The sequence below is a fragment of the Streptomyces purpureus genome, assembly GCF_014648195.1.
GTDB lineage: Bacteria > Actinomycetota > Actinomycetes > Streptomycetales > Streptomycetaceae > Streptomyces > Streptomyces purpureus.
On the sequence record NZ_BMQQ01000001.1, the window covers coordinates 556,825 to 580,015 of the forward strand.

Sequence of the window (23,191 nt, forward strand, 5' to 3'; positions counted from 1 at the left end):
GAGCCGGCGTCCGTCAGTCGGCCGCCGGGGGCACCGTGCCGAACAGGCCGGTGAGATAGGGCGCGTGGAGCCGGTAGCGGCCGGGCCCCGGGGCGTGGAGGCGGACCCAGGAACCGGCCGGCTCCACGCGCGCGCCGCGGTCCGCCCGCAGCCAGGGGGAGTAGCGGACCCGTACCGTCACCGGCCCGGGCCCGTCCACGTCGACCACGACCTCGGACGCGGTCGCCAGGGCGGCCCGGCCCGGCCGCGCCAGCGGCACCGCGTCGTCGACCGCGAAGATGGTCCAGTGCTCGTCCTGCCAGACCGGTTTCAGCCAGGGCGGACGGGACCGGATCAGCGCCGCCTCGGCCGCGGCCGGCCCGTCGGGCGGGCCGCTGTGCAGCGCGATGTGGCCCACGGCCCAGTGGTCGAGCCAGGCGCGGTACGTGCTCGGGCTGAGGGTGCCGTCGTAGAAGAGCCGTCCGCGTTCCACGTCCAGCTGGCGGTTCCAGCCCCGCGCCAGCTGGAAGTGGCGCGCCATCAGCCAGGCCTCGCGGTGGTTGCGGGCCGGGACGACCTCGATGCGCCCCCGGTGCGCGCCCAGGCGGCGCAGCTGCGCCGTCACCGCCCGGGTGTGCGAGGCCCACGCCGGGACCTGCGTGGAGTGCCGCAGATCGTCCGCGCTCCGGCCCAGCACCCACACCGACGTGGCCAGTGCCGTGGCGACCAGGGCGACGGCGAGCGGGCCGCGGCGGTACGGGGCCGGGCGGGCGAGGAAGACGGCCAGCAGCGCGGTCGGGGCGGCGACGAGGGCGAGCCGGTCGGCGTTCGACCCGACCGGCGAGGGGATGAGGAAGGCGAGGACGACCCCGGCCCCGTACAGCGCGGCGCAGCCGCGGGCCGGCGCCCAGGAGCGGGGCGCCGCCGCCCAGAACACCACGGACGCGGTCAGCGGCAGCGCCAGCGCCCCCGCCGTCATGGGCTGCTCGCCCCAGAACGGGAAGGCGAGCGCGACGCCCAGCTGCACCACGCTCAGCGGAGCCAGGAGCGCCACGGCCGGCCGCCACCGCCGCAGAAACAGCTGCGCCGCTCCGACGGCCAGAAGGAACAGCCCGGCGAGCGGGCTCGTCAGCGCCGTCACAGTGGCGGCCAGGGCCGCCGGGCCGGGGCGCCGGGTGAGCAGGCAGGCGACAAGCGCGGCGGCCAGTCCGACGGCGAACGTCGTACGCCCGGAGGCGATGTTGCACCACAGCGTCACCGCCCCCAGAAGGGCCGGCCACAGCGGCGCTCGCAGCCCCGGGGCGCCGGCCACCAGCCGCGTCATCGCCCAGGTGCCGGCCAGGCCCGCCGCGACCGACACCGGCCGCACCCCGGCCGCCGCCATCAGATGCGGGGTCAGCAGGCTGTAGTTGGCCGCGTGCATGCCGCCGTACCACGAGAAGTTGTACGCGCCGCCCGGGTGGCGGTCGGCGAACTGGGCCCAGGCGATCTGCGCGGCCAGGTCCCCGGCGCCGGTGGCGAGCCAGCACGCCCACAGCGCGTAGAGCGGCACGACCGCCACCGTGACCATCAGCGGCAGCCGGGCGCCGCCCGTAACCCGGCGCCCGACGGCGGACGGACCGGCCAGCCTTACGATCATGACCGGACTGTAGAGGCGGCGAGCGGTGGACGGCGCACGCGACGGGCGCGTCGCCGGGGCCTCGGACCCCGTACGCCCCGGACGGCTCCGTGTGCCGGATGGGCGGGGGCCGCCGGCCGTGGCCGGCCGGTGGGGGAGTCGCCTGCGTCCAGCCGGGTGAACGAGTGTCCGTTACCGTCGCTCACGGCTGCCCCGGCTCACCGTCCTCGTTGCCGTCGCGCCGCTGCTGCTGCCGCGCCAAAAGATCGGGTGTTCGGCGGGCGGGGCAGCGGTCTCCGTCCAACTGGCCATGTTCGCCGGTGCGTTCAGACTTCCGTTGGCCAGGCGTCACCGTCCTGATGAGTGTCCGGCCCGGATCGGCGGCCGGGGCCCGATCAGGGACGAACAGCGGTATCGGGCCACGGGCCTTGTGGTGAAGGCCCGGTGGGGGCAGGCTCGGGGGCATGAACACAGCTCGGCACGCCAGTGAACGGCTGATGAGTTGGCCTGCCCTCACACAAGGCCGGCCCCCGTGCGGCGCCGGACTCGGGCTCAACGCCGGATTCCAGGAGATCGTCCACTTCCACGGCGAACACGAGGCGGACGTCCATCTGACGCACGCCATGATCGCAAAGCTCCGTCCGGCCCTCGCCGGGTCGTCCGCGATCCGTCTGCGGGCCGGCTCGGAGTGGGTGACCGTACGGCTGGACATCGGCTCCGACATCGACCTGCTGACCACCCTGGTCAGCGCGGCACTCCAGGCGGCCACCCGGGCCGAGGCCACCCCGCCCGGGGCGGCCGCCCGGCGGTCGGACCCGTGCACCCGCGAGCGGAGTCCGGCCGTCAGCGTCGTCGCCGCCGGCTGACCCGGGCACGCCTGCTCGGGGGACGGTTCAGGCGGCCGAGCGGGACTGTCTCAGCTCGGCACGGCCGAAGAGAAGCGCGTACCCCTCGGGCAGGCGGGCGAGGACGCGGTCCAGCAGTTGGGGGCCGGCCAGGCGGGCGACCGTGGAGAGGACGGAGCCGGCGTCCCAGCGGGCGGTGGCGGGGCTGCCGCCGACTCGGCCGGCCAGGTCCTTCACGAAGCCCCAGCCGGTGAGTTGTTCCAGGTCGGGGACCTGGGCGGTGAAGGACAGCGCGGCCTCCACCGGCAGGCAGGCGGCGAGGTCGACGCGTTCGTCGCCGGTGAGCTGTCGGCCGAGCGCTGACATGACCTCATGCACCGCTTCCGCCGCCCGCTCACGGGTGGGGTAGGCGCCTTCGTACCGGACCGTTTCCAGCATCTGCTCGTACGTCATGCCCGGAGCCGGCCGGAGTGGTGCGGGCGAGTCGAACACGGTGTGCGGGCCTTTCTCCTGTCGGATCGGATGAGAAGGGGGAGTTCAGTCGTCCGGCCAGGGGCGGTGCCGGCCGGACGGAGGGCGGAGGGTCGAGGGCGGGAGCGCGAGGGGCGCTCCCGCCGGGGTCAGCCCCTGATCTCCTTGCGGTCGCTGCCGCCGCCGATGGCGACCTTGCGGGGCTTGGCGCGCTCGGCGATCGGAATGCGCAGGGTCAGCACCCCCGCGTCGTAGTCGGCCTTGATGCGCTCCGTGTCGAGCGTGTCGGCCAGCATGATCTGACGCGAGAAGACACCCAGCGGCCGCTCGGAGAGCTCCATCTGGACTGTGCTCGAATCCGTGACCGGACGGCGTTCCGCCTTCACGGTCAGCATGTTCCGCTCGACGTCGATGTCGATCGCGTCCGGGGAGACACCGGGCAGATCGAAGGCCACCACGTACTCCTCGCCGTCGCGGTAGGCGTCCATGGGCATGGCGGCCGGCTTCGACCATGTGCCGGGGCTCAGGAGCTGAGCGGTGAGACGGTCGAGCTCACGGAAGGGGTCGGTGCGCATCAACATGGGAGACACCTCCAGTCGAATCGGGCAGTACCTGCCAATGCGCTTCAACGTGCTTCCGTTGTAACATGTCATCGGAGTGATGACAAGCAGGATGTCATCGAAAGGATGACGTGCTGGGAAGAGGGGTGGCCATGACCGCAGACGACCGGCCGCAGGGGCCGGGCCCTGCCTCGGTCCTCGCCGCGGCGGCCGCGCTGGGGAAGATCGGCGACGCACTGCGCGGCGCCCAGAAGCCCGAGGCGGAGCCCGACGGCCCCACCCGGGCCGAGGAGGCGCTCGCCACCCTCCTCCTGCTGCGCCGGATCCGTGAGGAGCTCGCGGGCTGGGAGAGCGGGCTGATCGAGGTGGCCCGCGACGCGGGCGCCAGCTGGGCCGACCTCGCCGCGCCTCTCGGCGTCGCCAGCAGGCAGGCCGCGGAGCGGCGCTACCTGCGGCTGCGCCCCGGCGACGGCGGCGCGACGGGTGAGGAGCGGGTCAAGGCGACCCGGGACCGGCGCGCGGCCGACCGGAGCGTCACCGCCTGGGCCCGGCACAACGCCGCCGACCTGCGCCGGCTCGCCGGACAGATCACGGCCCTCAACGACCTTCCCGACGCCGCGGACCTCCCCCTCGACACTCTCCTCGACGCCCTCGCGCACGACGACGCCGCCCGGCTGGTCGGCCCGCTCGCGGACGCCGGACCGCACCTGCGGCCGGACCACGCCGACCTCGCCGACCGGGTCGACGCCCTCACCCGGCACGCGGACCGGCTCCGGCAGGACAGCGACGACCGGCGCCGCACCGACGGCTGACCGACCGCACCCCGGCCGCCCTCCGCGCGACTGCCTCCGGTGGAGGCCCTGGCGCCGCAGAGGGAGAATTCAAGTGATTACCGTTTCGGTTTTCCTCCGGCCAGGGAGGACGGTATGCGTAGACCGGAGCGCGGCCGCGCGGCCGTCGTCGCAGTCGCGGCGGCGGTGGTGTGCGCGTGGGGCGGCTCCGCCTGTGCCACCCCGGGTCCGGCGGCCGCGCCCCCGGCGGTCGTCCCCGTGGTGGCGTCGACGAACGTGTACGGCGACATCGTGGAGCGGATCGGCGGGGACCGCGTCGACGTCGTCTCGATCATCGACGACCCGGCGCAGGACCCCCACTCGTACGAGGCGAACACCCGTAACCAGCTGGAGCTGTCCAAGGCGAAGGTGATCGTCCGTAACGGCGGCGGATACGACGACTTCGTCGCCCGGATGCTGCGCGCTTCGGGCAACTCCTCGGCGGATGTCGTCGACGCCGTCGAGGCGTCCGGCAAGTCGCCCGACGCGCGCGGGGAGTTCAACGAACACGTCTGGTACGACTTCCCCGCGATGGGCGCGCTCGCCGACCGGATCGCCGACGCCCTCGCCAAGGTCTCGCCCGACGACCGCGGCCTCTTCCGGGACAACGCCGGCGAGTTCAAGGAACGGCTCCAGACCCTGACCGACCGTACGGAGCGGATCGCCGACGAGCACGGCGGCACGGCCGTCGCGGTGACCGAACCGGTCCCGCTGTATCTGACCGAGGCGTGCGGCCTGGCCGACAGGACGCCGGCCGCCTTCAGCGAGGCCATCGAGGAGGGCGAGGAGGTCCCGGCGCGCAGCCTCCGGGAGACGCTCGCACTCCTCGACGACCGGAAGGTGCGGGCGCTGATCTACAACGAGCAGACCACCGGCCCGCAGACCGAGCAGGTCAGGACGGCCGCGGAGGACAACGGCGTCCCGGTGGTGCCCGTGACGGAGACCCTCCCCGAAGGGGAGGACTACATCGGCTGGATGGCGGCCAACATCGATGCCCTGCGCAAGGCCCTGGACCGCTGATGGACCGTGCACAGGCCCCGTCACCGGCCGCCGCCCCCCTCTCCCCGCCGGCCGTCGCGGCCGACTCCACCGCCACGCCCGTGGCCAGCCTGCGGGGGGCCGCTCTCTCCTACGGTGACCGGGTCCTCTGGCAGGACCTGGACCTGGATGTGTGGCCGGGGGAGTTCCTCGCCGTTCTCGGACCCAACGGCTCAGGCAAGACGAGCCTGCTGCGCGTACTGCTCGGCCGGCAGCAGCCCACCGCGGGCGCCCTGACCGTCCTCGGCCACCCGCCCCGCCGCGGCGGACGCCACATCGGCTACGTGCCGCAGCAGAAATCCCTGCCCGCGCACACCATGCTCCGGGCCAGAGACCTCGTACGGCTCGGCCTGGAGGGCCACCGATGGGGCCTTCCGCTCACCCCCGGCACGGCCCGTCGCCGGGTGGACGAGCTCCTGGAATCCGTCGGCGCCACGTCCTACGCCGACGTGCCCGTCGGCAGGCTCTCCGGCGGCGAACAGCAGCGCGTCCGGATCGCCCAGGCCCTCGCCACCGACCCGCGGATCCTGCTCTGCGACGAGCCCCTGCTCTCCCTCGACCTCCAGCACCAGCGCACGGTCACCGCGCTGGTGGACCGGCGGCGACGCACCGCCAGCACCGCAGTCGTCTTCGTCACCCACGAGATCAACCCCGTCCTGGGGCTGGTGGACCGGGTGCTGTACCTCGCCCGCGGCGGCCACCGGATCGGGCCGCCGGACGAGGTCATGACCACCTCCGCTCTGTCTCGGCTGTACGGCACCCATGTGGACGTCGTCCGCGTCCACGGCCGGATCGTCGTCGTCGGCGCACCCGACGCCGTACCCGTCCACCACCCCACGGGCGGACCGAACGGAGGCGGGCGGCCGTGACCCCCGGCGCCGAATCCGGCGGCGGGCTCGCCGCGCGGGGCGAGGACGGCATCTGGCAGCAGATCTTCAACTTCGACCAGTACGGCGAACTGCTGGGACTGGTCCATGGATCCCTGCTGGCCGGGGCGCTCCTGGGCCTGGTCGGAGGCCTGGCCGGAGTGTTCGTGATCATGCGGGACCTGCCGTTCGCCGTGCACGGGATCAGCGAACTGTCCTTCGCCGGCGCCGCCGCCGCCCTGCTGATGGGCGTCAACATCGTCGCCGGGTCGATCGTGGGCTCCCTGCTCGCGGCCGCCGCGATCGGCATGCTCGGGGTCCGGGCCCGCGACCGGAACTCGGTCATCGGCATCATCATGCCGTTCGGCCTCGGCCTCGGCGTGCTCTTCCTCGCCCTCTACCAAGGACGGGCGGCGAACAAGTTCGGCATCCTGACCGGCCAGATCGTCGCCGTCGACACCCCGCAGTTGTCCTGGCTCGTCGGCGTCTCGGCCGTGGTGCTCACCGCCCTCGCGCTGATCTGGCGCCCGCTGACCTTCGCCAGCGCCGACCCGGAGGTCGCCGAGGCGCGGGGGCTGCCCGTGCGCGGGCTGTCCCTCGGCTTCATGGTGGTCCTCGGCCTCGCCGTCGCCCTGTGCGTACAGATCGTCGGCGCACTGCTCGTCCTCGCGCTGCTGGTCACCCCGGCGGCCGCCGCGGCACGGCTCACGGCCTCGCCCGTCCTCCTGCCCGTCCTCAGCGTCGTCTTCGCGTTTGTCGCCATGGAGGGCGGGATCCTGCTGGCCCTCGGCAGCGCCATCCCCATCAGCCCGTACGTCACCACGCTGTCGTTCCTGATCTACCTGGGCTGCCGCCTCGTGGGCTCCCGGCGGGCGCGCAGGGCCCGTCCCGCCGCCGTGGCCGGGTCGCTCCCGGACGGCGTGAAGGTGGACACTTGAGGAAGGGGTCGCCGCCCGAATCGCGGCTTCACATCGTTGCCCGTCGTGCCCGGTCCGGCACCTGTCCGCGGCCGCCCGGCCGGACGGAAGGAGCTGTTCATGCACCCCCTTGCCCTCGCAAGTGCCACGGCCGGAAAGCTCGCCCATTACGCGGTCTCCGGTGTGGTCGGCGGTCTCCTCATCAAGTACCTGCCCGAGGCCAAGCCGGCCGCGCGCAAGGCCGTCGTCGGAGGAATCGCCAACGGGATCGTCGCCGGCCGCTGGCTCGCCTCGGCCGCCGAGGAGGCCCGGCTCAAGGCCGGGGACATGCTCGCCGAGGCCCGCACCACGCTCGGCGAGGAGGTACCCCCGCCGTCCGCGGTGACCGTGGACGACCACGGACACGAGCACTGATCATGTCCGCCGTGCTCGTGTGCTCCGTCGCCGCGGGCCGCGCCCGCCTGACCGTGCCCTGGCTGCGCGCCCGCCCCGGCTGCGCGGGCCTGGTCGACGACCGGCTGACCGGCATCAGCGGCTTCCGGGCCCTGCGGATCTTCCCCCGTACCGGCAGTGTCGTGATCTGGACGGAGCCCGACCAGCTCGACGTCGAACGGCTCGTCGCCGCGCTGGAGGAGCCACCGCCCGCCTCGGCCCCCGCCAAGCCCACCCGCTCCGGCCCGGACTCCTCCACCGGCGAGGTCGCCCGGCTGGTCGTCGGCGGGGCCGTCCTCGCGCTCGTGGCCGTGCGGCGGCTGCTCGGCCGGCCCAGGATCACCGTCGGCTCCTCCGGATTCCTCGGTGTGGTCACCGTCTTCACCGGTCTGCCGTTCTTCAGGGGCGCCCTGCGTTCCCTGCGCGGACGAAGTCACCCCGGCACGGACACCCTGGTCACCGCCGCCACGGTCATCTCGCTGGTCCTGCGCGAGAACGTGGTGGCCCTGACGGTCCTGTGGCTGCTCAACATCGGCGAGTTCCTCCAGACCCTCACCCTGCGCCGCACCCGCCGCGCCATCGAGGACCTGCTCACCATCGGCGAGGAACGCGTCTGGCTGGTCAGGGAGGGCGTGGAGATCGAGGTGGCGCTCGAAGAGGTCGAGCCGGGTGACGTGGTCGCCGTCTACGAACACCACCGCATCCCGGTCGACGGCCATGTCCTCTCCGGCGAAGCCCTGGTGGACCAGGCCGCGGTCACCGGCGAGGCCCTGCCGGTGTACGCCCGTACCGGCTCCCACGTCTACGCCGGCACGATCGTCACCTCAGGCTCGTTCACCGTCCGTGCGGACTCCGTCGGCCGGGACACCACCGTGGGCCGGATCATCAGCCGGGTCGAGGAGGCCCAGTCGGACCGGGCGCCCATCCAGACCGTGGCCACCCGCTTCACCCAGCGCTTCGTCCCCGTCTCCTTCGCGCTGGCCGCGCTCACCTACGCCGTCACCCGCGACGCCCGGCGCGCGATGACCATGCTGCTGATCGCCTGCCCGTGCGCGGCGGGCCTGGCCACCCCGACCGCGATCAGCGCCGCCATCGGCAACGGCGCCCGCCGCGGCACCCTCATCAAGGGCGGCACCCACCTGGAGGGCGTCGGCCGGGTCACCGCCGTCGTCTTCGACAAGACCGGCACCCTCACCTTCGGCCGCCCCCTGGTCACCAGCGTGGTCACCCTCAGCGAGCACGTCACCGCCGACGAGGTTCTCAGCCTGGCCGCCTCCGGCGAACTGCACGCCCGCCACCCCCTGGCCCAGGCGATCGTCGCCCGCACCGAGGAAGAACACCTGCACGTGCCCATCCACCAGGCCTGCGAGGTCGTCCTCGGCATGGGCATGCGCGCCGAACTCGACGGCAGCCGGCTGCTGGTCGGCAGCCCCGCCCTGTTGCGCCGCCACGGCGTCGAACTGACCGCGAACGCCCAGGGCTGGACCGAGCGCCTGCGCGGCGGCGGAGAGACCGTCATCTGCCTCGCCCACGACGAGGACCTGATCGGCCTGCTGGGTGTGTCGGACGCCGTGCGCGCCGGGGCCGAGACCGTCATCCAGCAGCTGCGCGACCTCGGCGTCTCCCGCCTGATCCTGCTCACCGGTGACGCTCCGGAGACCGCGCAGGTGGTCGCCGACACGCTCGGCATCACCGAGGTCCACGCCCACGCCCTGCCCGAGGCCAAGCTCCAGCTGATCAAGGACCTTCAGGCCGAAGGCCACACCGTGGCCATGGTCGGCGACGGCACCAACGACGCCCCCGCGCTGGCGCTGGCCGACGTCGGCATCACCATGGGCGAGCACTCCTCGCACGTCGCGCTGGAGACCGCCGACATCGCCCTCGCGGGCAACGACCTGCGCCAGGTCGCCGCCGTCGTCGAACTCAGCCGCCACACGCTGCGTGTGGTACGCCAGAACTACGGCCTCGCGATCGGCGTGAACCTGCTGGGGCTCGTCGCCGGCGCGGGCGGAACCATGAACCCGGTCCTCGCGGCCCTGCTGCACAACACCAGCAGCATCGCCGTCGTCGGCAACTCGGCCCGCCTGGTCAACCACACCCCGCACCTGCCCCGCGTCGGCGACGAAACCCTCCGCGCGGCCCCGTTGGAGGAACGCCGGGTCCGCTAGCGCTCAGCCACGCGCGCCGATCACTGTCCATCCGCGTAACGATCATCGGATCGTATGCTGGTTCTCATGGTGAGACTGGAGCGCCTCCGGGCCGATCACGCGGAGGCCCTGCTCGCTTTCGAGCGGGAGAACCGTGAGTACTTCGCCCGGTCGGTGCCGGACCGGGGAGACGCGTACTTCGCCGAATTCCCCACGCGCCACCGCCTCCTCCTCGACGAGCAGGACGCAGGCGGGATCCACTTCCATGTCGTCCTCGACGAGGAAGGCCACCTGATCGGCCGCGTCAACCTGGTGGACGTCGAGGACGGCTCCGCCGAACTCGGCTACCGCGTCGGCGAGCGGGCCGCCGGGCGCGGGGTCGCCACCGCCGCGGTCGCCGAGGTGTGCCGCCTGGCCGCCACCGTGTACGGCCTCTCGGGCCTCATGGCCGAGACGACGCTCGACAACGCGGGCTCCAGGGCGGTCCTGGAGCGCAACGGGTTCGTGGTGGTGGAGGAGATCACGCTGGTCGGGAAGCCCGGCGTGCGCTACCGGCGCGCACTCGACACCAGTCGCTGACCCCCGGCCGCCGAACCTTCTCGGGCCGCCTCCGGCGCGCCAAGTCCACCGCCCGCGCCGGCCGCCCGCGCCGCACATCCGGCCACATCGCCTCCGAGCCGCCCTCACCGCGCCACGCGGGGCTCCGGCCTGCCCTGCCCGGCCGTTGAGCCCACTCCGACCGCCCCACGCGAACCGTAAGAATCACTGTTTCTGGCCATCGAGGCCGGGGCATGTGCGGTCGAGTTGGTGATCTGCGTACTGATGTTCCATCATGGTGACTGCGCGTCAGTTCATGACGTGTGTCAGGAACGCGGGGGCGCGGGGGTCCCCCCGCCACACCGATCGATCCCGCAGGCGGCGAGCTCCTGTCTCGCCACGCCGCGGAGACTCCTCTTTCGTTTCCGCTCATCTAGGCAAAGGCCGTATGTCCGCCCATCAGCTCTCGGACCTCATACGTTTCGCCCGTCACAACTCGCCCTTCTACCGCGATCTCTACGCGGATCTGTCACCGGACGCCGACCGTCTCGCCGACCTTCCGGTCGTGGACCAGCGGGGTTTCTGGGCAGCCAACACGCTCCACGACAACCGGGTCCTGACCAGCCCGCTCAGCGAGGCGAGCGTCTTCAAGACCGGCGGCACCACCGGCGCGCCGAAGTTCTCCTTCTACACCCGCGACGAGTGGCGCACCTTCGTGACCGCCTTCGGTCACGGTCTCGTGGACACCGGGCTGCGACCGGGCCACCGCGTCGCCGACCTCTTCTACGCGGGAGAGCTCTACGCCAGCTTCCTCTTTGTCCTCGACTCGCTCACCCATGCCCCCGTCGACAACGTCCGCCTCCCCATCGGCGGCGCCGCCCCCCTGGAATCGACGGTTCCGACCCTGCGCGACCTCTCCGCACAGGTCCTGACCGGCACTCCCACGACCCTGTGCCGACTCGCCGAGCATGTGCTCGCGACCGGACAGCGGCTGGAGGCGGTGGAGCTGGTCCTCTTCGGCGGCGAGGCGCTCTTCGCCGACCAACGGCGCCTGCTCGCGGCCGCGTTCCCCGGCGCCAAGGCCCGCTCCGTCGGTTACGCCAGCGTCGACGCGGGTCTGCTGGGCCGCCCCGTCCCGGGCCCCGACGCCCGCGTGCACCGGGCCTTCGCACCCCACTCGGTCGTCGAGATCCTCGACGACGCGACGGGCGAGCCCGTCACCGAACCCGGCCGCCCCGGCCGTGTCGTGGTGACCAGCCTCTTCCGCCGGCTGATGCCGGTCATCCGCTACCCCGCGGGCGACCGCGCCGAATGGACCGGCACGGGGGAGGGGCACTTCCGGATCCTCGGCCGCGCCGAGGAGGGCGTACGCGTGGGGCCGGTCTCCCTGTACTCCCAGGACGCGCAGGACGCCGTGGCCGCCGCGGACACCACCGGCCGGATCGTCGGCATGCAACTGGTGGTCCGCCGCCAGGACGGCCGCGACGGCCTGACCCTGCGCCTGGCCACCGCCCCGGGCGACGACGACCCGGCCCGTCTCGAGCCGCTCGCCAAGGCGGTCGTCACCACCCTGGAGAGGGCCCGGCCGCTGTACCCCGACAGCGTGCGCGCGGGCTTCGTCCACCCGCTCGCGGTGGAATGGGCCCGCCACCGCGACCTCGCCACCAACCCGCGCACGGGCAAGCTCGTCCGCGTCCTGGACGAAAGGCCGACCGCATGAGCCCGGTGGCACCTCCGGACACGTCCCTGGAATCCCCGCAGGCCATCGAGTCGCCCCAGGCCACGACGCCGCCCACCCCTCGCCGGCGCCCGCTCGTGCTGCGCAACCGGGCCTTCGGAGCCGTCTGGGCCGGGCAGGTGCTGACACAGGCCGCCGGCCGGATGTTCCAGGTCGGTGTCGCCTGGTGGCTGGTGGCGTACGCCGTCGAGGACGGGCAGGGGCTCGCCTCCGGGCTCCTCATGGCCGTCAGCACCGTCCCCGCCGTGGCGTTGGCGCCCGTCGTGGCGCGGGTCGTCGCCCGGGTCGCGCACCGGACCGTGCTGCGCACGGCCGCCGCACTGGCCGGTACCGCCGCCGCCGGGCTCGCCGTCTGGGGCTGGGCGAGCGGGCTGCCGCTCGCGGCCGCCTACGCCGCGGCCCTCGCCCTCGCCACCTGCCAGGCCTTCTTCGACCCCTGCCTGACCACGTCGGTGCCCGAACTCGTCGACGACGAGGACATCGAGACGGCCACCGGCTTCGAGATGTCCACCCAGTCCCTGGCCGGCCTCGGCGGCGCCCTCCTCGGCGCGCTGATCGTCGACCGGGCCGGAGTGGCCGCCCTGGCCGCGGGCTGCGCCGCCGCCTACCTCGGCGCGGCGCTGCTCATCGCCGGTGTGCGCTTCCGTACGGCCGCCGTACCGGCAGTCGCGGGCCCGGCACCTGAAGACGCGGGCCCAGCACCTGAAGACGCGGGCCCGGCACCTGAAGACGCGGGCCCGGCACCCGAACAGCGCCGGAACCTGCGGGCGATTCTCGGCGAACTGCCCCATGTCCGCCGGATCCTGATCTGCTTCACCGCGGCGAACCTCTTCACCACCGCCGTCTTCGTCGTCATCCCGCTCTACACCCGCTCCGTCCTCGGCGACGGCGGCGGCACCGTCGCCCTGCTGGAGGCCTCCCTCGGCATCGGCACGCTCCTCGGCTCCGTCACCGGCGCCCGCGTGCCGGGCCGGCCCACCGTCACCGGCGCCTGCTGCCTGGGCCTGATGGCGCTCGCGTTCGCCTTGCCGGGGCTGGTCGCCGACCGGCTGGTCATCGCGGGCTGCCTGGCCGTGGCCGGATGGTGCGTGGGGGTCATCGGGGTCCGGTTCGTGGCGCTGTTCCAGCGGCTCGTGCCCACCGCCGACAAGCCCGGTTTCTTCGCCGTGATGCAGGCCGTGCTCGGCGCCTCCTTCCCCGTCGCCTCCCTCCTGTTCGGGCTCGCCGGGGACCACCTCTCGGCCCGGACGCTCTGTCTCGTGCAGGCCGCCGGTCTCGTCCCGGCCGCCGTCGCGCTGGCCGTCCTGGGATCCCGTACCGCGGCCGAGGCCGCCACCGACCGTGCCGGAGGAGCGCGATGAGCATCCTCGCCCCGGCGAGCCACGCCGACATCGCCGAGCTGCGCCAGCTCTACTACGCCGTCTACGGGCCGCACTACCCCGCCCCGCTCGGCACCGACCCCGTCGAGATGGCCCGGCTCATCGACGACCCGCACTCCCTCTGGCTCGTCGCCCGCTGCCCGGACACCGGAGCGCTGTGCGCCTCGGCCGCCATCCACGGCGAACCCGGCAGCCGCATCGGCCGGCTGGAAGGCCTCGCCGTCCACCCCGAGCACCGCTCCGGCGGTCTGGCCGCCACCCTCACCGAGGCCCTGTGCGCACGGATGCTGGACGGCGGACGGCTGGATTCCGTCTACGCCACCGTCCGTACGGTCAGCGCCGGCCCGCAGCGGGTCGTCGCCCGCAACGGCTTCCGCCCGCTCGGCCTCCTGCCCAACGCCGTCGATCTCAGCAGCCGGGAAAGCCTCGCTCTCTACGCGCGTCACTCGACCGGTGTGCTCGACCGGCGCGTGCCCGTACCGGCCGTGCCCGCCCCGCTGCTCCCGCTCCTGCGGACCGTCGAGGACAGCCTCGGCGTCACCTACGACGGCACCACCGGCACCGATCCGCTCCCGGCCGCCGGCCCGGAGAAGGCCGAGCCGCTGGAGATGATCGAGGCACCCTCCTTCGTCCGCCGCCGCTTCCGCGACCGGTTCCCCGACGGGGGCGGCTGGTTCTACCCGCTGCACACCCCCAACGTCCTGCTGACCCCCGAGGACGGACGGTTCGAGGTGTACGCCTACCTCAACCGCACCGGACGGTACTGCTCCCTGCTCACCGCCCACCCCGACCCCGCCGCGGCAGCCGCCCATCTGGAACCCGTCACCCGGGCCCTGACCCGGGCCGGCGCCGGATACGTCGAAGCGCTGGTGCCCCTCGCGCACCACGGAGCCCTCTCCGCCTTCCTGGCCCAGGGATTCGTCGCCAGCGCGCTCTACCCGGCGATGCGGGCGGACGACGACGGCTTCCACGACTACGTCGTCCTCTCCCGCTCCACCGAGCAGATCGACTTCCGCGGCGTCGTCGTCGAACCACCCCTCCAGCCCTATCTGGACTGCTACCTGTCGGCCTGGGCGTCGACCTACCTGCCCACATTCGAGGTTGCCTCATGAACCCCCATCTCGCCCCGGTCGCCGTTCCCGACCCCGCCCTCCTGCCGCATGTGCAGCGCCTGTGCGACCTGACCGACCCGTACACCCAAGGTCCCGAGGAGGAAGCGCTGTTCGCCGCCGCCATGGCGGAGATCAACGCCTGGCACGGCGAACGCTCCCCGTTCTTCCGCTCCCTGTACGAGTCCACACCCCCCGCGGAGCCGTACCGCGCCCCGCTGGTGCACGCCAACTTCTTCAAGGGCCACGAAGTGCTCTCCATCCCCCGCGACCAGGTCGACCTGCACCTCACGTCGTCGGGCACCACGGGCCAGAAGTCGCAGATGTTCTTCGACACCTGGACCATCCGCTCCGCGCAGCGCATGGTCGCCCGGATCTTCGAGCGCAACGGCTGGATCACCCCTGACCAGGAGGTCAACTACCTCCTCTACAGCTACGAGCCGGCCGAAGCCCTCAACCTCGGCACCGCCTTCACCGACAACTACCTCTGCGACTTCGCCCCCGCGCGGTCCGTCGCCTACGCCCTGCGGGCCACCGGCGGCGGCCACGAGTTCGACCCCTTCGGCTGCGTCGCCGCGCTGCGCCGCTTCGCCGAGGACGACGCCCCTGTCCGCATCCTCGGCTTCCCCGCCTTCCTCTTCTTCACCCTGGAACGCATGGAAGCCATGGGTCTGCCCCCGCTGCGGCTGCCCGAGGGCTCCCTTGTCATCCTCGGCGGCGGCTGGAAGGGCCACGCCGACCGGCGCATCGGCAAGGAGGAGCTGTACGCCCGCGTCACCGAGCGGCTCGGCATCCCCGGTGACCGGATCCGCGACACCTTCGGCTCCGTCGAGCACTGCATCCCGTACATCGAGTGCGACCACCACCGCCTGCACGCCCCCGTCTGGTCCCGGGTCGCCATCCGCTCCACCCGCACCCTCGAACCGCTGCCGTACGGCGAACCGGGCTACCTGCACCTGGTCTCGCCGTACATCACCTCCGTACCGGCGCAGAGCGTCGTCATGGGCGACCTCGCCTCCCTCCACCCCGGCGACGCGTGCGGATGCGAGCTGAACACCCCCTGGTTCACCGTCCACGGCCGCGCCGGGGTGAGCCGCAACCGAAGCTGCGCGGTGGCCGCCGCCGAACTGATGAAGGGCATGTCGTGACCACCCACCCCACCGCCGAACCCCACTACTGGCAGGGCGCCTTCATCGGCGACGAGGAGGCCTCGCGCCGCCTCGCGACCCTGCCCGCCACCGTCGAGGCCGTGCTCGCCACCCCGCTGGAGACCGAGACCCTCCTCGGCGCCTGCGACGCGCTGTCCGCGGCCCTGATCGACCCGGCCCATCCCGTACGGGCCCGGCTCGCCCGCCACCTGCCCGAGGGCGAGGACCCGGCCGTCCTCACCGAACTGGCCACCTTCCTCGGCCGGCGCGAGCTCACCCGCAAGCTCCGCCGCGAACTCGGCTCCACCGCCCCCGGCCGGCTCGGCCGCCCCGACGCGCGGGAGACCGTGTACGAGGCGTGGGCCCCGGTCGGCCTGGTCGCCCACGTCGCACCCGGCAACGCCACCACCGTCGCCCCGCTCAGCGTCGTCGAGGGCCTGCTCGCGGGCAATGTGAACATCCTCAAGACCAGCGGCGGCGACACCCTCTTCACCCAGGTGCTGCTCGCCGAGCTCGCCGCACTGGACCCCACCGGCGCCGTCGCGGAACGGGTCGTCGTGCTGCGCTTCCCCTCCTCCCGGCAGGAGTGGCTGCGGCTGATGTGCGCGCCCGCCGACGCCGTCGCCGTCTGGGGCGGCGAGAGCGCCGTCGAGGGGGTCGCGGCCCATGTGCCGCCGGGCTGCCGCCTGGTGGAGTGGGGCCACCGCATCTCCTTCGCCTACCTCACCCGCGACGCCTGGCAGGACGAGGCCGCCCTGGACGCCCTCGCGGCCGATGTGTGCCGGTTCGAGCAGCAGGCCTGCTCCAGCCCGCAGGTCGTCTACCTCGACACCGAGGAGGCGCGGGACGTCTTCGCCTTCGCCGAACGGTTCGCGGCCGTCCTCGCCGCCCGGCCCGCCGCCGCGCCGCCCGCCGAGGCCCCCGACCCCGCCGAGGAGGCCGAGGTCACCACCACCGAACTCGTCGCCCGGCTGGAGGAACACCTCGGACTGACACGGGTGTTCGCCGCCGCCGACGGATCGTGGCGGGTCATGGCCGACACCCGGCCCGCGCTCACCGCCTCCCCGCTGCACCGCAGCGTCTGGATCAAGCCGCTGCCCCGCAAGAAGCTCATCACCACCCTGCGCCCCATGCGCCGCTACCTCCAGACCGTGGGGCTGGCCGGCAGACGAACGGACATCGCCGAACTCTCCCGTACCGTCCTCGCCGCCGGCGCCACCCGGGTCACCCCGGTGGGCGCCATGCTCGACGGCTACTCCGGCGAACCGCACGACGGGGTATACGCCCTCCAGCGCTACAGCCGCCGCGTGGCCGTCCAGGCCGACGCCCGGTTCGCCACCACGGCCTGCCTGGACGACCTGGCCAGGGCGGTCGCCGCGCCGGCCCCGGCGGGACCGCTGCTCGGCAAGGACGAGGTCCAGGAACGCAACCTGCGGGTCGCACCGGCCGACGCCGAGCTGTACTTCCGCAGCGGCGGCAGCACGGGCACTCCGGCCCTCTCCCTGTTCAGCTACGACGACTACGACACCCAGATGCACGCCGCCGCCCGCGGTCTGCTCGCCGCCGGCTACGACCCGGCGGCCGACCGCACCGCCAACCTCTTCTACTGCGGCGGCATGTACGGCAGCTTCATCAGCTTCTTCTCCGTCCTGGAACGCCTCGGCGGCGTCCAGCTGCCCCTGGCGGCCGGCCCCGACCACGAGGCCACCGCCCAGGCACTCGTCGCCCACCGCGCCGACACCCTCTTCGGCATGCCCTCCTACCTCTGGCAGCTGCTGCACGCACAGGCCGACACCCTGCGCGCCTACGGCGGCATCCGGAAGATCTTCTACGGCGGCGAGCACTTCACCGCGGCCCAGCGACAGGCCCTTCAGGAGACCTTCGGCATCGAGACGATCCGCTCGATCACCTACGGCAGCACCGACCTCGGGCCGCTCGGCTACCAGTGCACCGAGAGCTCCGGCGGCGTCCACCACCTCCACGCCGACCTGCACGGCCTGGAGATCCTCGCCCTCGACGCCGACCGTCCCGTGGCACCGGGGGAGACCGGCCGCCTGGTCTTCACCACCCACGCCCGGCGCGGTCAGGACCTGGGCCGGTACGTCATCGGCGACCTCGGCCGGTCCGTACCGGGCCGCTGTGCCTGCGGCAGCCACGCACCCCGCTTCGAACTGCTCGGCCGGCTCGGCGACGTGATGCGGGTGGCCACCTACCTCCTCAACCACCGCCGATTCGTCACCCTCGCCGAGGAGCGGGCCGGCTACCGCGGCGAACTGCAGATCGTGCTCAGCACCCACGCTGCCCGCGAGCGCCTCACCGTCCGCGTCGAACACGCCGCCGCACCCGACACCGAGCCGCTGCGCGCCGCGTTCCTGGCCGGCTACCCCGAGCTGCGTACGGCGGTGGAGGAGCGGCTGCTCGACCTGGCGGTCGAGGCGGTGGACGGGGCGTCGCTGGAGCGCGTCGCGACCAGCGGCAAGCTGCGCTCGGTCGTGGACGTGCGCCGCTAGCGCCGCACGTCCTCCCGGAGGAGACCGGCCACCTGGTCGGTGATGAGATCGAGCAGCTCCGCCGCGGACGCGTCGTCGCCCCGGGCGAGGAAACCCAGCGTCAGCCCGTCGGTCAGCGCGGCCAGATAGCGGGCGAGCACGGGCACCGGCACGGCCGGCTCGAAGCCCATGAGGCGGCGGAGCTGCTCGATCAGCGCGGCATAGGTGTCCGCGTACAGCTCGTACTGCGCCCGCGCCAGATGCTCGAACCCCGGCTGGCGCAGGGCGTACTGCGTCAGTTCATAGGTGAGCATGTGCTCGCCGGGGTGGGCGCACACATGGTCCCAGTAGGCCTGGAACCCGGCCCGTACGGTCTCCCGGACGGTCGCCCTGGGCCGGATCGCCTCCTTCACCACCGTCACGGAGTGATCGGTGATCGCGGCGATGACGGACTCCAGCAGGGCCTGCTTGGAGTCGAAGCAGTAGTGGAACACGCTCAGGGACACACCCGCCTCGCGGGCGATGGACCGGGTCGTCGTCCGGGCCACGCCGTCGCGGGTCATGGCACGGATCGCCGCCTCCGTCAGCTGCCGGCGCCGCTCGGCCGACGGCATCCGTGCCATGGGTCTCCTTCCTTGTCCGGTGGTCGGTCGTCAGCCGCTGTAGACGCCGACTTCGCGCAGCGAGTAGCCCCACTGGGTGGCGCGCCGCACTCCCTGGACGCGGATGTGGCGGGCGGACGTGCCGGCGAAGTCGACCGTGTCCAGTCCGCCGTCACCGGCGGTGGTGGACGCCACCGTCCGCCAGGTCGTGCCGTCGGCGGAGACCTCGATGCGGTACTCCTTGGCGTAGGCGCGCTCCCAGTCGAGGGTGACGCGCTTGACCAGGGCTGGGCTGCCGAGGTCGATGCGCAGCCACTGGTCGTCGCTCCACTCGCTCGCCCAGCGGGTGCCGCTGTCGCCGTCCACCGCGCGGCCCGGCGCGAAGCTGGTGAACGGGTTCCACCACTCCGTGGTGGACGCGGAGGTGGCCCTGCCCGCGGCGAGGTTCACCCCGGCCTTGTGCCGCTCGGAGGCGCCCCAGGTGTCGAGGTAGGACTCGGCGCCCTTGAAGAGGTCGTCCACCACGTCCTGGCCGCCGACCTTGCGGATGTCCTCGATCCAGTCCGGGACCAGGCCGTAGTGCGAGGCGCCGTCGGTGTTGAGGTCCCAGGTGCGCTGCCCGGTGGTCTGCCGGTCGATGACCGAGCCGCCGTCGACGCTGCGGAAGGGGTACGTGACCTTGTTGGGGGCGTCGGCGCCGCGCGGTCCTGGCCAGCCGCCGACCCCGTTCATGTCGGTGCCGTAGCCGTAGCCGACCCGGTACTTGTCGCGCAGCGCGTCCTTGGCCTTGGCCTCCGCGCTGAAGGCCTCGGCCCCGTTCATGTACTGGGCGGCGAACCCGCCGAGCCGGTAGAGGCGCTCGGTCCAGCTGTCGTCCATCCAGCTGTGCGAGGAGATCACGCCGGGGTAGGACTCCGACTCCATGATGTCGAAGGCCCGGCCCGCGGCCTTGACGCTCATGTGGTCGATCTCCAGCATCATCTTGCGTTTCATCATGCCGCGCAGCGCGTACTCACCGAGGCCGGTGAGGCCGCGGGTGTTGCACCGGGCGTCGGCGGCGTACGAGGGGACGGAGACGCCCGCCGGAAGCTCCTTCTCGGCCTGAGGCGCGGCCGCGAGGCCGATGGGGTTGTCGGCCTGCGGGCCGGCGCACTTCTCCGTCTTCCAGAAGGTGCCGGTGGACAGGAACTGGCCCACGTTGATCGCCGTGCCGAGGGCGCCGGAGTCGAACCGCACCCCGCACAGCGCGTTGTCGAACTTGTGGCAGAGGAACATGCTGCGCACGCCCAGGCGGTGCAGTTCGTCCAGGCCGCGGTCGATGTCGTCCTTGCCGCACTGCGCGATGTCCAGGATCTGCTTGCAGCCGAACGGCTCGGAAGTCTCGACGCCGAGGACGACGGCCAGCTTGCCCTGCGCGGCGACCTCGCGGGCCTGGGCGCTGTCGGTGACGATCCTGAACCAGCCCTTGCCGGGGCCGCCGTACATCTTGTCGACGTAGGCCTGCATGTCGTACGTCTTCTGCGCCTGGAGGCGGATGGACGTCATCTCGTCGCAGCCGCGGTCCTTGAAGAAGTAGACCGAGCAGATCACGCCGTTGGTGACGAGGTCGTTGACCATCACGCGCTGGCCGCCGCGCCAGGCCCGTTCGATCCAGGCGTAGTAGTTCTGCTGGTGGGTCAGCGAGTCGTGGGCGGGCCAGTCCTTGAAGGTGGGCCAGCCGTCGGGGTCGTGCTTGCCGTCGCCGCCCTTGGTGATGAAGTCGAAGACGGCGAGGGAGCCGTCGGGGTAGTGCTCGGGGCAGTCCTTGAGCGCGTCGGCCACGCCGAGTTCGGAGAACGGTTTGCCGCAGATGAGCCGGCCGCCGAAGGCCTCGTTCGACATCACGTGGTTGTGCGCGTCGACGAAGCCGCGCACCTGGCCCTGGGAGTCGGTGCCCTTGAACGGCTCACCGGTGATGTTGATCTCCGAGTCGGGTGCGGGCCGCGCGGTCGGGTTCCACCAGCCGGGGTCGGCGAAGGAGGTGGGGGCCGGGGCGAGCACCATGGCCACCACGGACAGGAACAGCGCCAGGATCGTGAGGTGTCGGCGCCGGTGGGGCGGTCGTCCTGTCATGGTCCTCACTCACTCCGTCGTGGGGCGGCCCCGGAGGGCCGGATAGAGGTGTTCGGGCCATGACAATTGATCGGGGTGCAGGAGTCAAGAGTCCGGGACGGATGACCTGATGACGTGTCAGCCACCGTGCGTCCGGGGTGTTCCCCGCCGCGGGCCGGCGGGGGATGCTGGCATCGGGAGGTGGTGGGCCCATGACCGGGAAGATCGTGATCAGGGTGGGCGGACTCGGCGGCTACGGCTCGGACGTGGAGCCGGGGACGTTCCACGAGTACTACCACGTGGACGGCCTGTCCGGCAGCAGCGAGAGCCTCGGCCGGGGCGCCGTCGAGGGCACGCAGGAGGAGCGACAGCAGTGGCAGGCGGCCGGCCGGGCGTTCCAGGAAACCCTCCTCGACGCGTCCCGCAGACTCCACCGGATCCGGCGGCGGTGGCGGCGGCTGCCCGGCGGGCGGCGCAGGACGGAGCGGGCCAGGCAGGAGTACCGCGAGCGGACCGAGCGCGCCACCGAGGCGTACCGTCCGGTGCGCGAGGAGATCGAACGCCGGCTCGCCTGGCACCGGGCCGAGGAGAAGCGCAAGGAGGCGGAACACCAGGCCTGGCGGCGCGCGTACGAGGAACGCCAGGAGCGCCACCGAGCGGTGGGCGGACAGGAGGTGTGGGGCTGGGCGGTGACGGGGGAGGGCGAAAGCGCCGAGGTCATCGTCTTCCGCCACGACGTCCCCACCGACGTGCCACCGGGCGGGCGGCGCTCGGAGCAGCCGCTCGACGCCCGCGAGCTGGAGTCGGCGCTCCTGGAGCTGGCCCGGGAGGGCGTGACCGCCATCGTCTGGGACGAGGCGGCGCGCGACGCCCTGGTGGCCGAGTGCGCCGCTTTCGACCCCTACCCCTCGCTCGACATCTGGTGGAGCGCCGTCACCCGGAGGTACTGGCGCAGCCCGCAGGAGCCGCCCGAGCAGCGGCCTGAACCGCGCGGCAGGTCGTCCGGCGCATCCCCCGGCACCTCCCACCACAGCAGCCACGGAGACGGCGGCTACGGCGGGGGCGACCACGGTGGCGGGGGATACGGCGGCGGCTTCAGCTTCGGCGGCTACTGACCGCCTGTCGTCAGCGGGAGTTGCGCTCCGGCAGGTCCGCCTCGGCGGGCAGCGCGGTCACCAGACCACGCGCCTTCGCCGCCGGGGCGGGCTTCTTCCCGCAGAACGCCGCCTCCAGCGTCCCGCCGAGGGCGGTGTTCGCCTGGCCCCGGTTCGAGGTGTTCGCCATGGCGGCCAGGGAGCGGCCGCCGTCCCGGGTGGCGAAGGCGTACGTGTAGTAGCCCTGCACGGTGCCCGTGTGGCCGTACACCGACGTGCCGCAGGTCAGGTCGTAGCGCCGCAGCCCCAGCCCGTAGAAGCGGGTGTTGGTGGCGTCGGTCGGGGTCATCGTGAGCATCGCGCTCAGCATCGGGGCCCGCAGCAGCTTGCCGCCGAGCAGCGCCGACATGAAGGTGTTCAGATCGGCCGGGTTCGAGATCATCGCACCGGCGGACTGGCCCCAGGACAGCGTCTGCTCCGTGGAGTCGACCAGGGGCGCACCGGCCTCGTCAGGGTGCAGGTAGCCGCGGATGTAGCTGCCCTTGATCTTCGTGCTGGGGTGTACGTACGAGGTGTTCTTCAGCCCCAGCGGCGTGATGATGCGTCGCTCGTACTCCTTGGCCACCTTGTTCCCGGTGGCCTTCTCGATGAGCATGCCGACCACCACGAAGTTGGTGTTCGAGTACTTGTACGCGGCGCCCGGCTCCGTCGTCCGCGGCTCCTTCAGCGAGAGGTTCACCAGCTCCTGGTAGGTGAACACCCGCTTGCGCACGGCCTCGAAGCCGGGCACGGTCTTGGCGAACATCGCCTCCGTGTAGTCCGCGAGACCGCTGCGGTGGGTGAGCAGATGGCGCACGGTGATCCGGTCGTCCGGCAGCAGGCCGGGCAGGTAGCGGTTGACCGGCGCGTCCAGCTGGATCTTGCCCTCGTCGACCAGCTGCAGCAGCGTGATCGCGGAGAACGTCTTGGTGACACTGCCGATCCGGAAGCGGGCCTTCGTGCTCATCGGCGTGCCCAGGGTTCTGTTGCGGACGCCCGCCGTTCTGGTCTTGACCCCCTCGGGGCCGGTGAGCCGGGCCATGGCGCCCGGCGCGCCGGCGGCGGTGGTGTTCTTCAACGCCTGGAGCACGGCGTCCAGATCGGGGGAGTTCTGCGCGGCCACCGGCGCGGCCGCGGCCTCGGCGGGGCGCGCGGCCGGGGCGGCATGGGCGGCGGTGGCCGGGACCACACCGGCCACGGCGGAGAGCAGGGCGGCGCCGACGGCGAGGCGTCGGTTCAGGGACAGGGGCATGTGGCTCCTC

General features: G+C 72.9%; 20 protein-coding genes. 14 read left to right on the forward strand and 6 right to left on the reverse strand.

Going from position 1 to position 23,191, the window contains the following annotated elements:
• Positions 1 to 13: 13 nt before the first annotated feature.
• A complete protein-coding gene (locus tag IEZ01_RS02505; protein WP_019891192.1) occupies positions 14 to 1,618 on the reverse strand; it encodes a hypothetical protein in 1,605 nt (534 codons plus the stop codon).
• A 476-nt stretch (positions 1,619 to 2,094) separates the two neighbouring features.
• Between IEZ01_RS02505 and IEZ01_RS02510 the strand changes: the two genes are divergently transcribed.
• Positions 2,095 to 2,463, forward strand: coding sequence for a luciferase domain-containing protein (locus IEZ01_RS02510; protein WP_019891193.1), 369 nt, complete (start codon positions 2,095 to 2,097; stop codon positions 2,461 to 2,463).
• A gap of 27 nt (positions 2,464 to 2,490) precedes the next feature.
• Here IEZ01_RS02510 and IEZ01_RS02515 read toward each other — a convergent pair whose 3' ends face one another.
• Both IEZ01_RS02515 and IEZ01_RS02520 read right to left on the reverse strand, forming a co-directional pair.
• Positions 2,491 to 2,895 (reverse strand): DUF2267 domain-containing protein, encoded by a 405-nt coding sequence (locus IEZ01_RS02515; RefSeq protein ID WP_189199577.1) that lies wholly within the window; start codon positions 2,893 to 2,895, stop codon positions 2,491 to 2,493.
• Between the two features lie 167 nt (positions 2,896 to 3,062).
• Complete coding sequence (locus IEZ01_RS02520) at positions 3,063 to 3,494, reverse strand: Hsp20/alpha crystallin family protein (RefSeq protein WP_189199579.1); 432 nt, start codon at positions 3,492 to 3,494, stop codon at positions 3,063 to 3,065.
• Positions 3,495 to 3,625: 131 nt separating this feature from the next.
• Here IEZ01_RS02520 and IEZ01_RS02525 point away from each other — a divergent pair, with 131 nt between their 5' ends.
• From IEZ01_RS02525 to IEZ01_RS02580, 12 genes are all read left to right on the forward strand, one after another.
• Complete coding sequence (locus tag IEZ01_RS02525; protein WP_189199581.1) at positions 3,626 to 4,285, forward strand: type III effector protein; 660 nt, start codon at positions 3,626 to 3,628, stop codon at positions 4,283 to 4,285.
• Between the two features lie 114 nt (positions 4,286 to 4,399).
• Positions 4,400 to 5,323 (forward strand): metal ABC transporter solute-binding protein, Zn/Mn family, encoded by a 924-nt coding sequence (locus IEZ01_RS02530; RefSeq protein WP_019891198.1) that lies wholly within the window; start codon positions 4,400 to 4,402, stop codon positions 5,321 to 5,323.
• The gene (locus IEZ01_RS02535) at positions 5,323 to 6,210 is read left to right on the forward strand and encodes a metal ABC transporter ATP-binding protein (RefSeq protein WP_019891199.1); all 888 of its coding nucleotides are present in this window, start codon (positions 5,323 to 5,325) and stop codon (positions 6,208 to 6,210) included. Before IEZ01_RS02530 ends, IEZ01_RS02535 begins: the two co-directional genes overlap by 1 nt.
• Positions 6,207 to 7,145, forward strand: a complete 939-nt coding sequence (locus IEZ01_RS02540) for a metal ABC transporter permease (RefSeq protein WP_019891201.1) — start codon at positions 6,207 to 6,209, stop codon at positions 7,143 to 7,145. The genes IEZ01_RS02535 and IEZ01_RS02540 overlap by 4 nt, the downstream gene beginning before the upstream one ends.
• 99 nt (positions 7,146 to 7,244) lie before the next feature.
• A complete protein-coding gene (locus tag IEZ01_RS02545) occupies positions 7,245 to 7,538 on the forward strand; it encodes a DUF1490 family protein (RefSeq protein WP_019891202.1) in 294 nt (97 codons plus the stop codon).
• A gap of 2 nt (positions 7,539 to 7,540) precedes the next feature.
• Positions 7,541 to 9,724, forward strand: coding sequence for a heavy metal translocating P-type ATPase (locus IEZ01_RS02550; RefSeq protein ID WP_019891203.1), 2,184 nt, complete (start codon positions 7,541 to 7,543; stop codon positions 9,722 to 9,724).
• Between the two features lie 66 nt (positions 9,725 to 9,790).
• Positions 9,791 to 10,282 (forward strand): GNAT family N-acetyltransferase, encoded by a 492-nt coding sequence (locus tag IEZ01_RS02555; protein WP_040875826.1) that lies wholly within the window; start codon positions 9,791 to 9,793, stop codon positions 10,280 to 10,282.
• A 406-nt stretch (positions 10,283 to 10,688) separates the two neighbouring features.
• A complete protein-coding gene (locus IEZ01_RS02560; protein ID WP_189199583.1) occupies positions 10,689 to 11,960 on the forward strand; it encodes a phenylacetate--CoA ligase family protein in 1,272 nt (423 codons plus the stop codon).
• Positions 11,957 to 13,339 (forward strand): MFS transporter, encoded by a 1,383-nt coding sequence (locus IEZ01_RS02565; protein ID WP_189199585.1) that lies wholly within the window; start codon positions 11,957 to 11,959, stop codon positions 13,337 to 13,339. Before IEZ01_RS02560 ends, IEZ01_RS02565 begins: the two co-directional genes overlap by 4 nt.
• Positions 13,336 to 14,469 carry a GNAT family N-acetyltransferase gene (locus tag IEZ01_RS02570; protein ID WP_189199587.1) on the forward strand — a complete coding sequence of 378 codons (1,134 nt, stop codon included), beginning with the start codon at positions 13,336 to 13,338 and terminating at the stop codon, positions 14,467 to 14,469. The genes IEZ01_RS02565 and IEZ01_RS02570 overlap by 4 nt, the downstream gene beginning before the upstream one ends.
• Positions 14,466 to 15,614, forward strand: coding sequence for a LuxE/PaaK family acyltransferase (locus IEZ01_RS02575; protein ID WP_189199589.1), 1,149 nt, complete (start codon positions 14,466 to 14,468; stop codon positions 15,612 to 15,614). The genes IEZ01_RS02570 and IEZ01_RS02575 overlap by 4 nt, the downstream gene beginning before the upstream one ends.
• Positions 15,611 to 18,124, forward strand: a complete 2,514-nt coding sequence (locus IEZ01_RS02580; RefSeq protein WP_189199591.1) for an acyl-CoA reductase — start codon at positions 15,611 to 15,613, stop codon at positions 18,122 to 18,124. Before IEZ01_RS02575 ends, IEZ01_RS02580 begins: the two co-directional genes overlap by 4 nt.
• On the opposite strand, the gene IEZ01_RS02585 is transcribed toward IEZ01_RS02580, so the two are convergent.
• Entirely contained in the window at positions 18,121 to 18,726 is a 606-nt protein-coding gene (locus tag IEZ01_RS02585; protein WP_019891212.1) for a TetR/AcrR family transcriptional regulator, read from the reverse strand. The genes IEZ01_RS02580 and IEZ01_RS02585 overlap by 4 nt on opposite strands.
• A gap of 30 nt (positions 18,727 to 18,756) precedes the next feature.
• Positions 18,757 to 20,817, reverse strand: coding sequence for a galactose-binding domain-containing protein (locus tag IEZ01_RS02590; RefSeq protein ID WP_019891213.1), 2,061 nt, complete (start codon positions 20,815 to 20,817; stop codon positions 18,757 to 18,759).
• A 191-nt stretch (positions 20,818 to 21,008) separates the two neighbouring features.
• Between IEZ01_RS02590 and IEZ01_RS02595 the strand changes: the two genes are divergently transcribed.
• Entirely contained in the window at positions 21,009 to 21,911 is a 903-nt protein-coding gene (locus IEZ01_RS02595) for a hypothetical protein (RefSeq protein ID WP_019891214.1), read from the forward strand.
• Positions 21,912 to 21,921: 10 nt separating this feature from the next.
• On the opposite strand, the gene IEZ01_RS02600 is transcribed toward IEZ01_RS02595, so the two are convergent.
• A complete protein-coding gene (locus IEZ01_RS02600) occupies positions 21,922 to 23,181 on the reverse strand; it encodes a serine hydrolase domain-containing protein (RefSeq protein WP_019891215.1) in 1,260 nt (419 codons plus the stop codon).
• Between the last annotated feature and the right edge of the window lie 10 nt (positions 23,182 to 23,191).

What these genes read in the sequence shown, in the direction of transcription:
- IEZ01_RS02595 (WP_019891214.1), top strand. Translation starts at nt 21,009, where the DNA reads ATGACCGGGAAGATCGTGATCAGGGTGGGCGGACTCGGCGGCTACGGC.
- IEZ01_RS02545 (WP_019891202.1), top strand. Translation starts at nt 7,245, where the DNA reads ATGCACCCCCTTGCCCTCGCAAGTGCCACGGCCGGAAAGCTCGCCCAT.
- IEZ01_RS02570 (WP_189199587.1), top strand. Translation starts at nt 13,336, where the DNA reads ATGAGCATCCTCGCCCCGGCGAGCCACGCCGACATCGCCGAGCTGCGC.
- IEZ01_RS02575 (WP_189199589.1), top strand. Translation starts at nt 14,466, where the DNA reads ATGAACCCCCATCTCGCCCCGGTCGCCGTTCCCGACCCCGCCCTCCTG.
- IEZ01_RS02585 (WP_019891212.1), bottom strand. Translation starts at nt 18,726, where the DNA reads ATGGCACGGATGCCGTCGGCCGAGCGGCGCCGGCAGCTGACGGAGGCG.
- IEZ01_RS02515 (WP_189199577.1), bottom strand. Translation starts at nt 2,895, where the DNA reads ATGACGTACGAGCAGATGCTGGAAACGGTCCGGTACGAAGGCGCCTAC.
- IEZ01_RS02510 (WP_019891193.1), top strand. Translation starts at nt 2,095, where the DNA reads ATGAGTTGGCCTGCCCTCACACAAGGCCGGCCCCCGTGCGGCGCCGGA.
- IEZ01_RS02550 (WP_019891203.1), top strand. Translation starts at nt 7,541, where the DNA reads ATGTCCGCCGTGCTCGTGTGCTCCGTCGCCGCGGGCCGCGCCCGCCTG.
- IEZ01_RS02555 (WP_040875826.1), top strand. Translation starts at nt 9,791, where the DNA reads ATGGTGAGACTGGAGCGCCTCCGGGCCGATCACGCGGAGGCCCTGCTC.
- IEZ01_RS02525 (WP_189199581.1), top strand. Translation starts at nt 3,626, where the DNA reads ATGACCGCAGACGACCGGCCGCAGGGGCCGGGCCCTGCCTCGGTCCTC.
- IEZ01_RS02520 (WP_189199579.1), bottom strand. Translation starts at nt 3,494, where the DNA reads ATGTTGATGCGCACCGACCCCTTCCGTGAGCTCGACCGTCTCACCGCT.
- IEZ01_RS02530 (WP_019891198.1), top strand. Translation starts at nt 4,400, where the DNA reads ATGCGTAGACCGGAGCGCGGCCGCGCGGCCGTCGTCGCAGTCGCGGCG.
- IEZ01_RS02560 (WP_189199583.1), top strand. Translation starts at nt 10,689, where the DNA reads ATGTCCGCCCATCAGCTCTCGGACCTCATACGTTTCGCCCGTCACAAC.
- IEZ01_RS02535 (WP_019891199.1), top strand. Translation starts at nt 5,323, where the DNA reads ATGGACCGTGCACAGGCCCCGTCACCGGCCGCCGCCCCCCTCTCCCCG.
- IEZ01_RS02565 (WP_189199585.1), top strand. Translation starts at nt 11,957, where the DNA reads ATGAGCCCGGTGGCACCTCCGGACACGTCCCTGGAATCCCCGCAGGCC.
- IEZ01_RS02505 (WP_019891192.1), bottom strand. Translation starts at nt 1,618, where the DNA reads ATGATCGTAAGGCTGGCCGGTCCGTCCGCCGTCGGGCGCCGGGTTACG.
- IEZ01_RS02600 (WP_019891215.1), bottom strand. Translation starts at nt 23,181, where the DNA reads ATGCCCCTGTCCCTGAACCGACGCCTCGCCGTCGGCGCCGCCCTGCTC.
- IEZ01_RS02590 (WP_019891213.1), bottom strand. Translation starts at nt 20,817, where the DNA reads ATGACAGGACGACCGCCCCACCGGCGCCGACACCTCACGATCCTGGCG.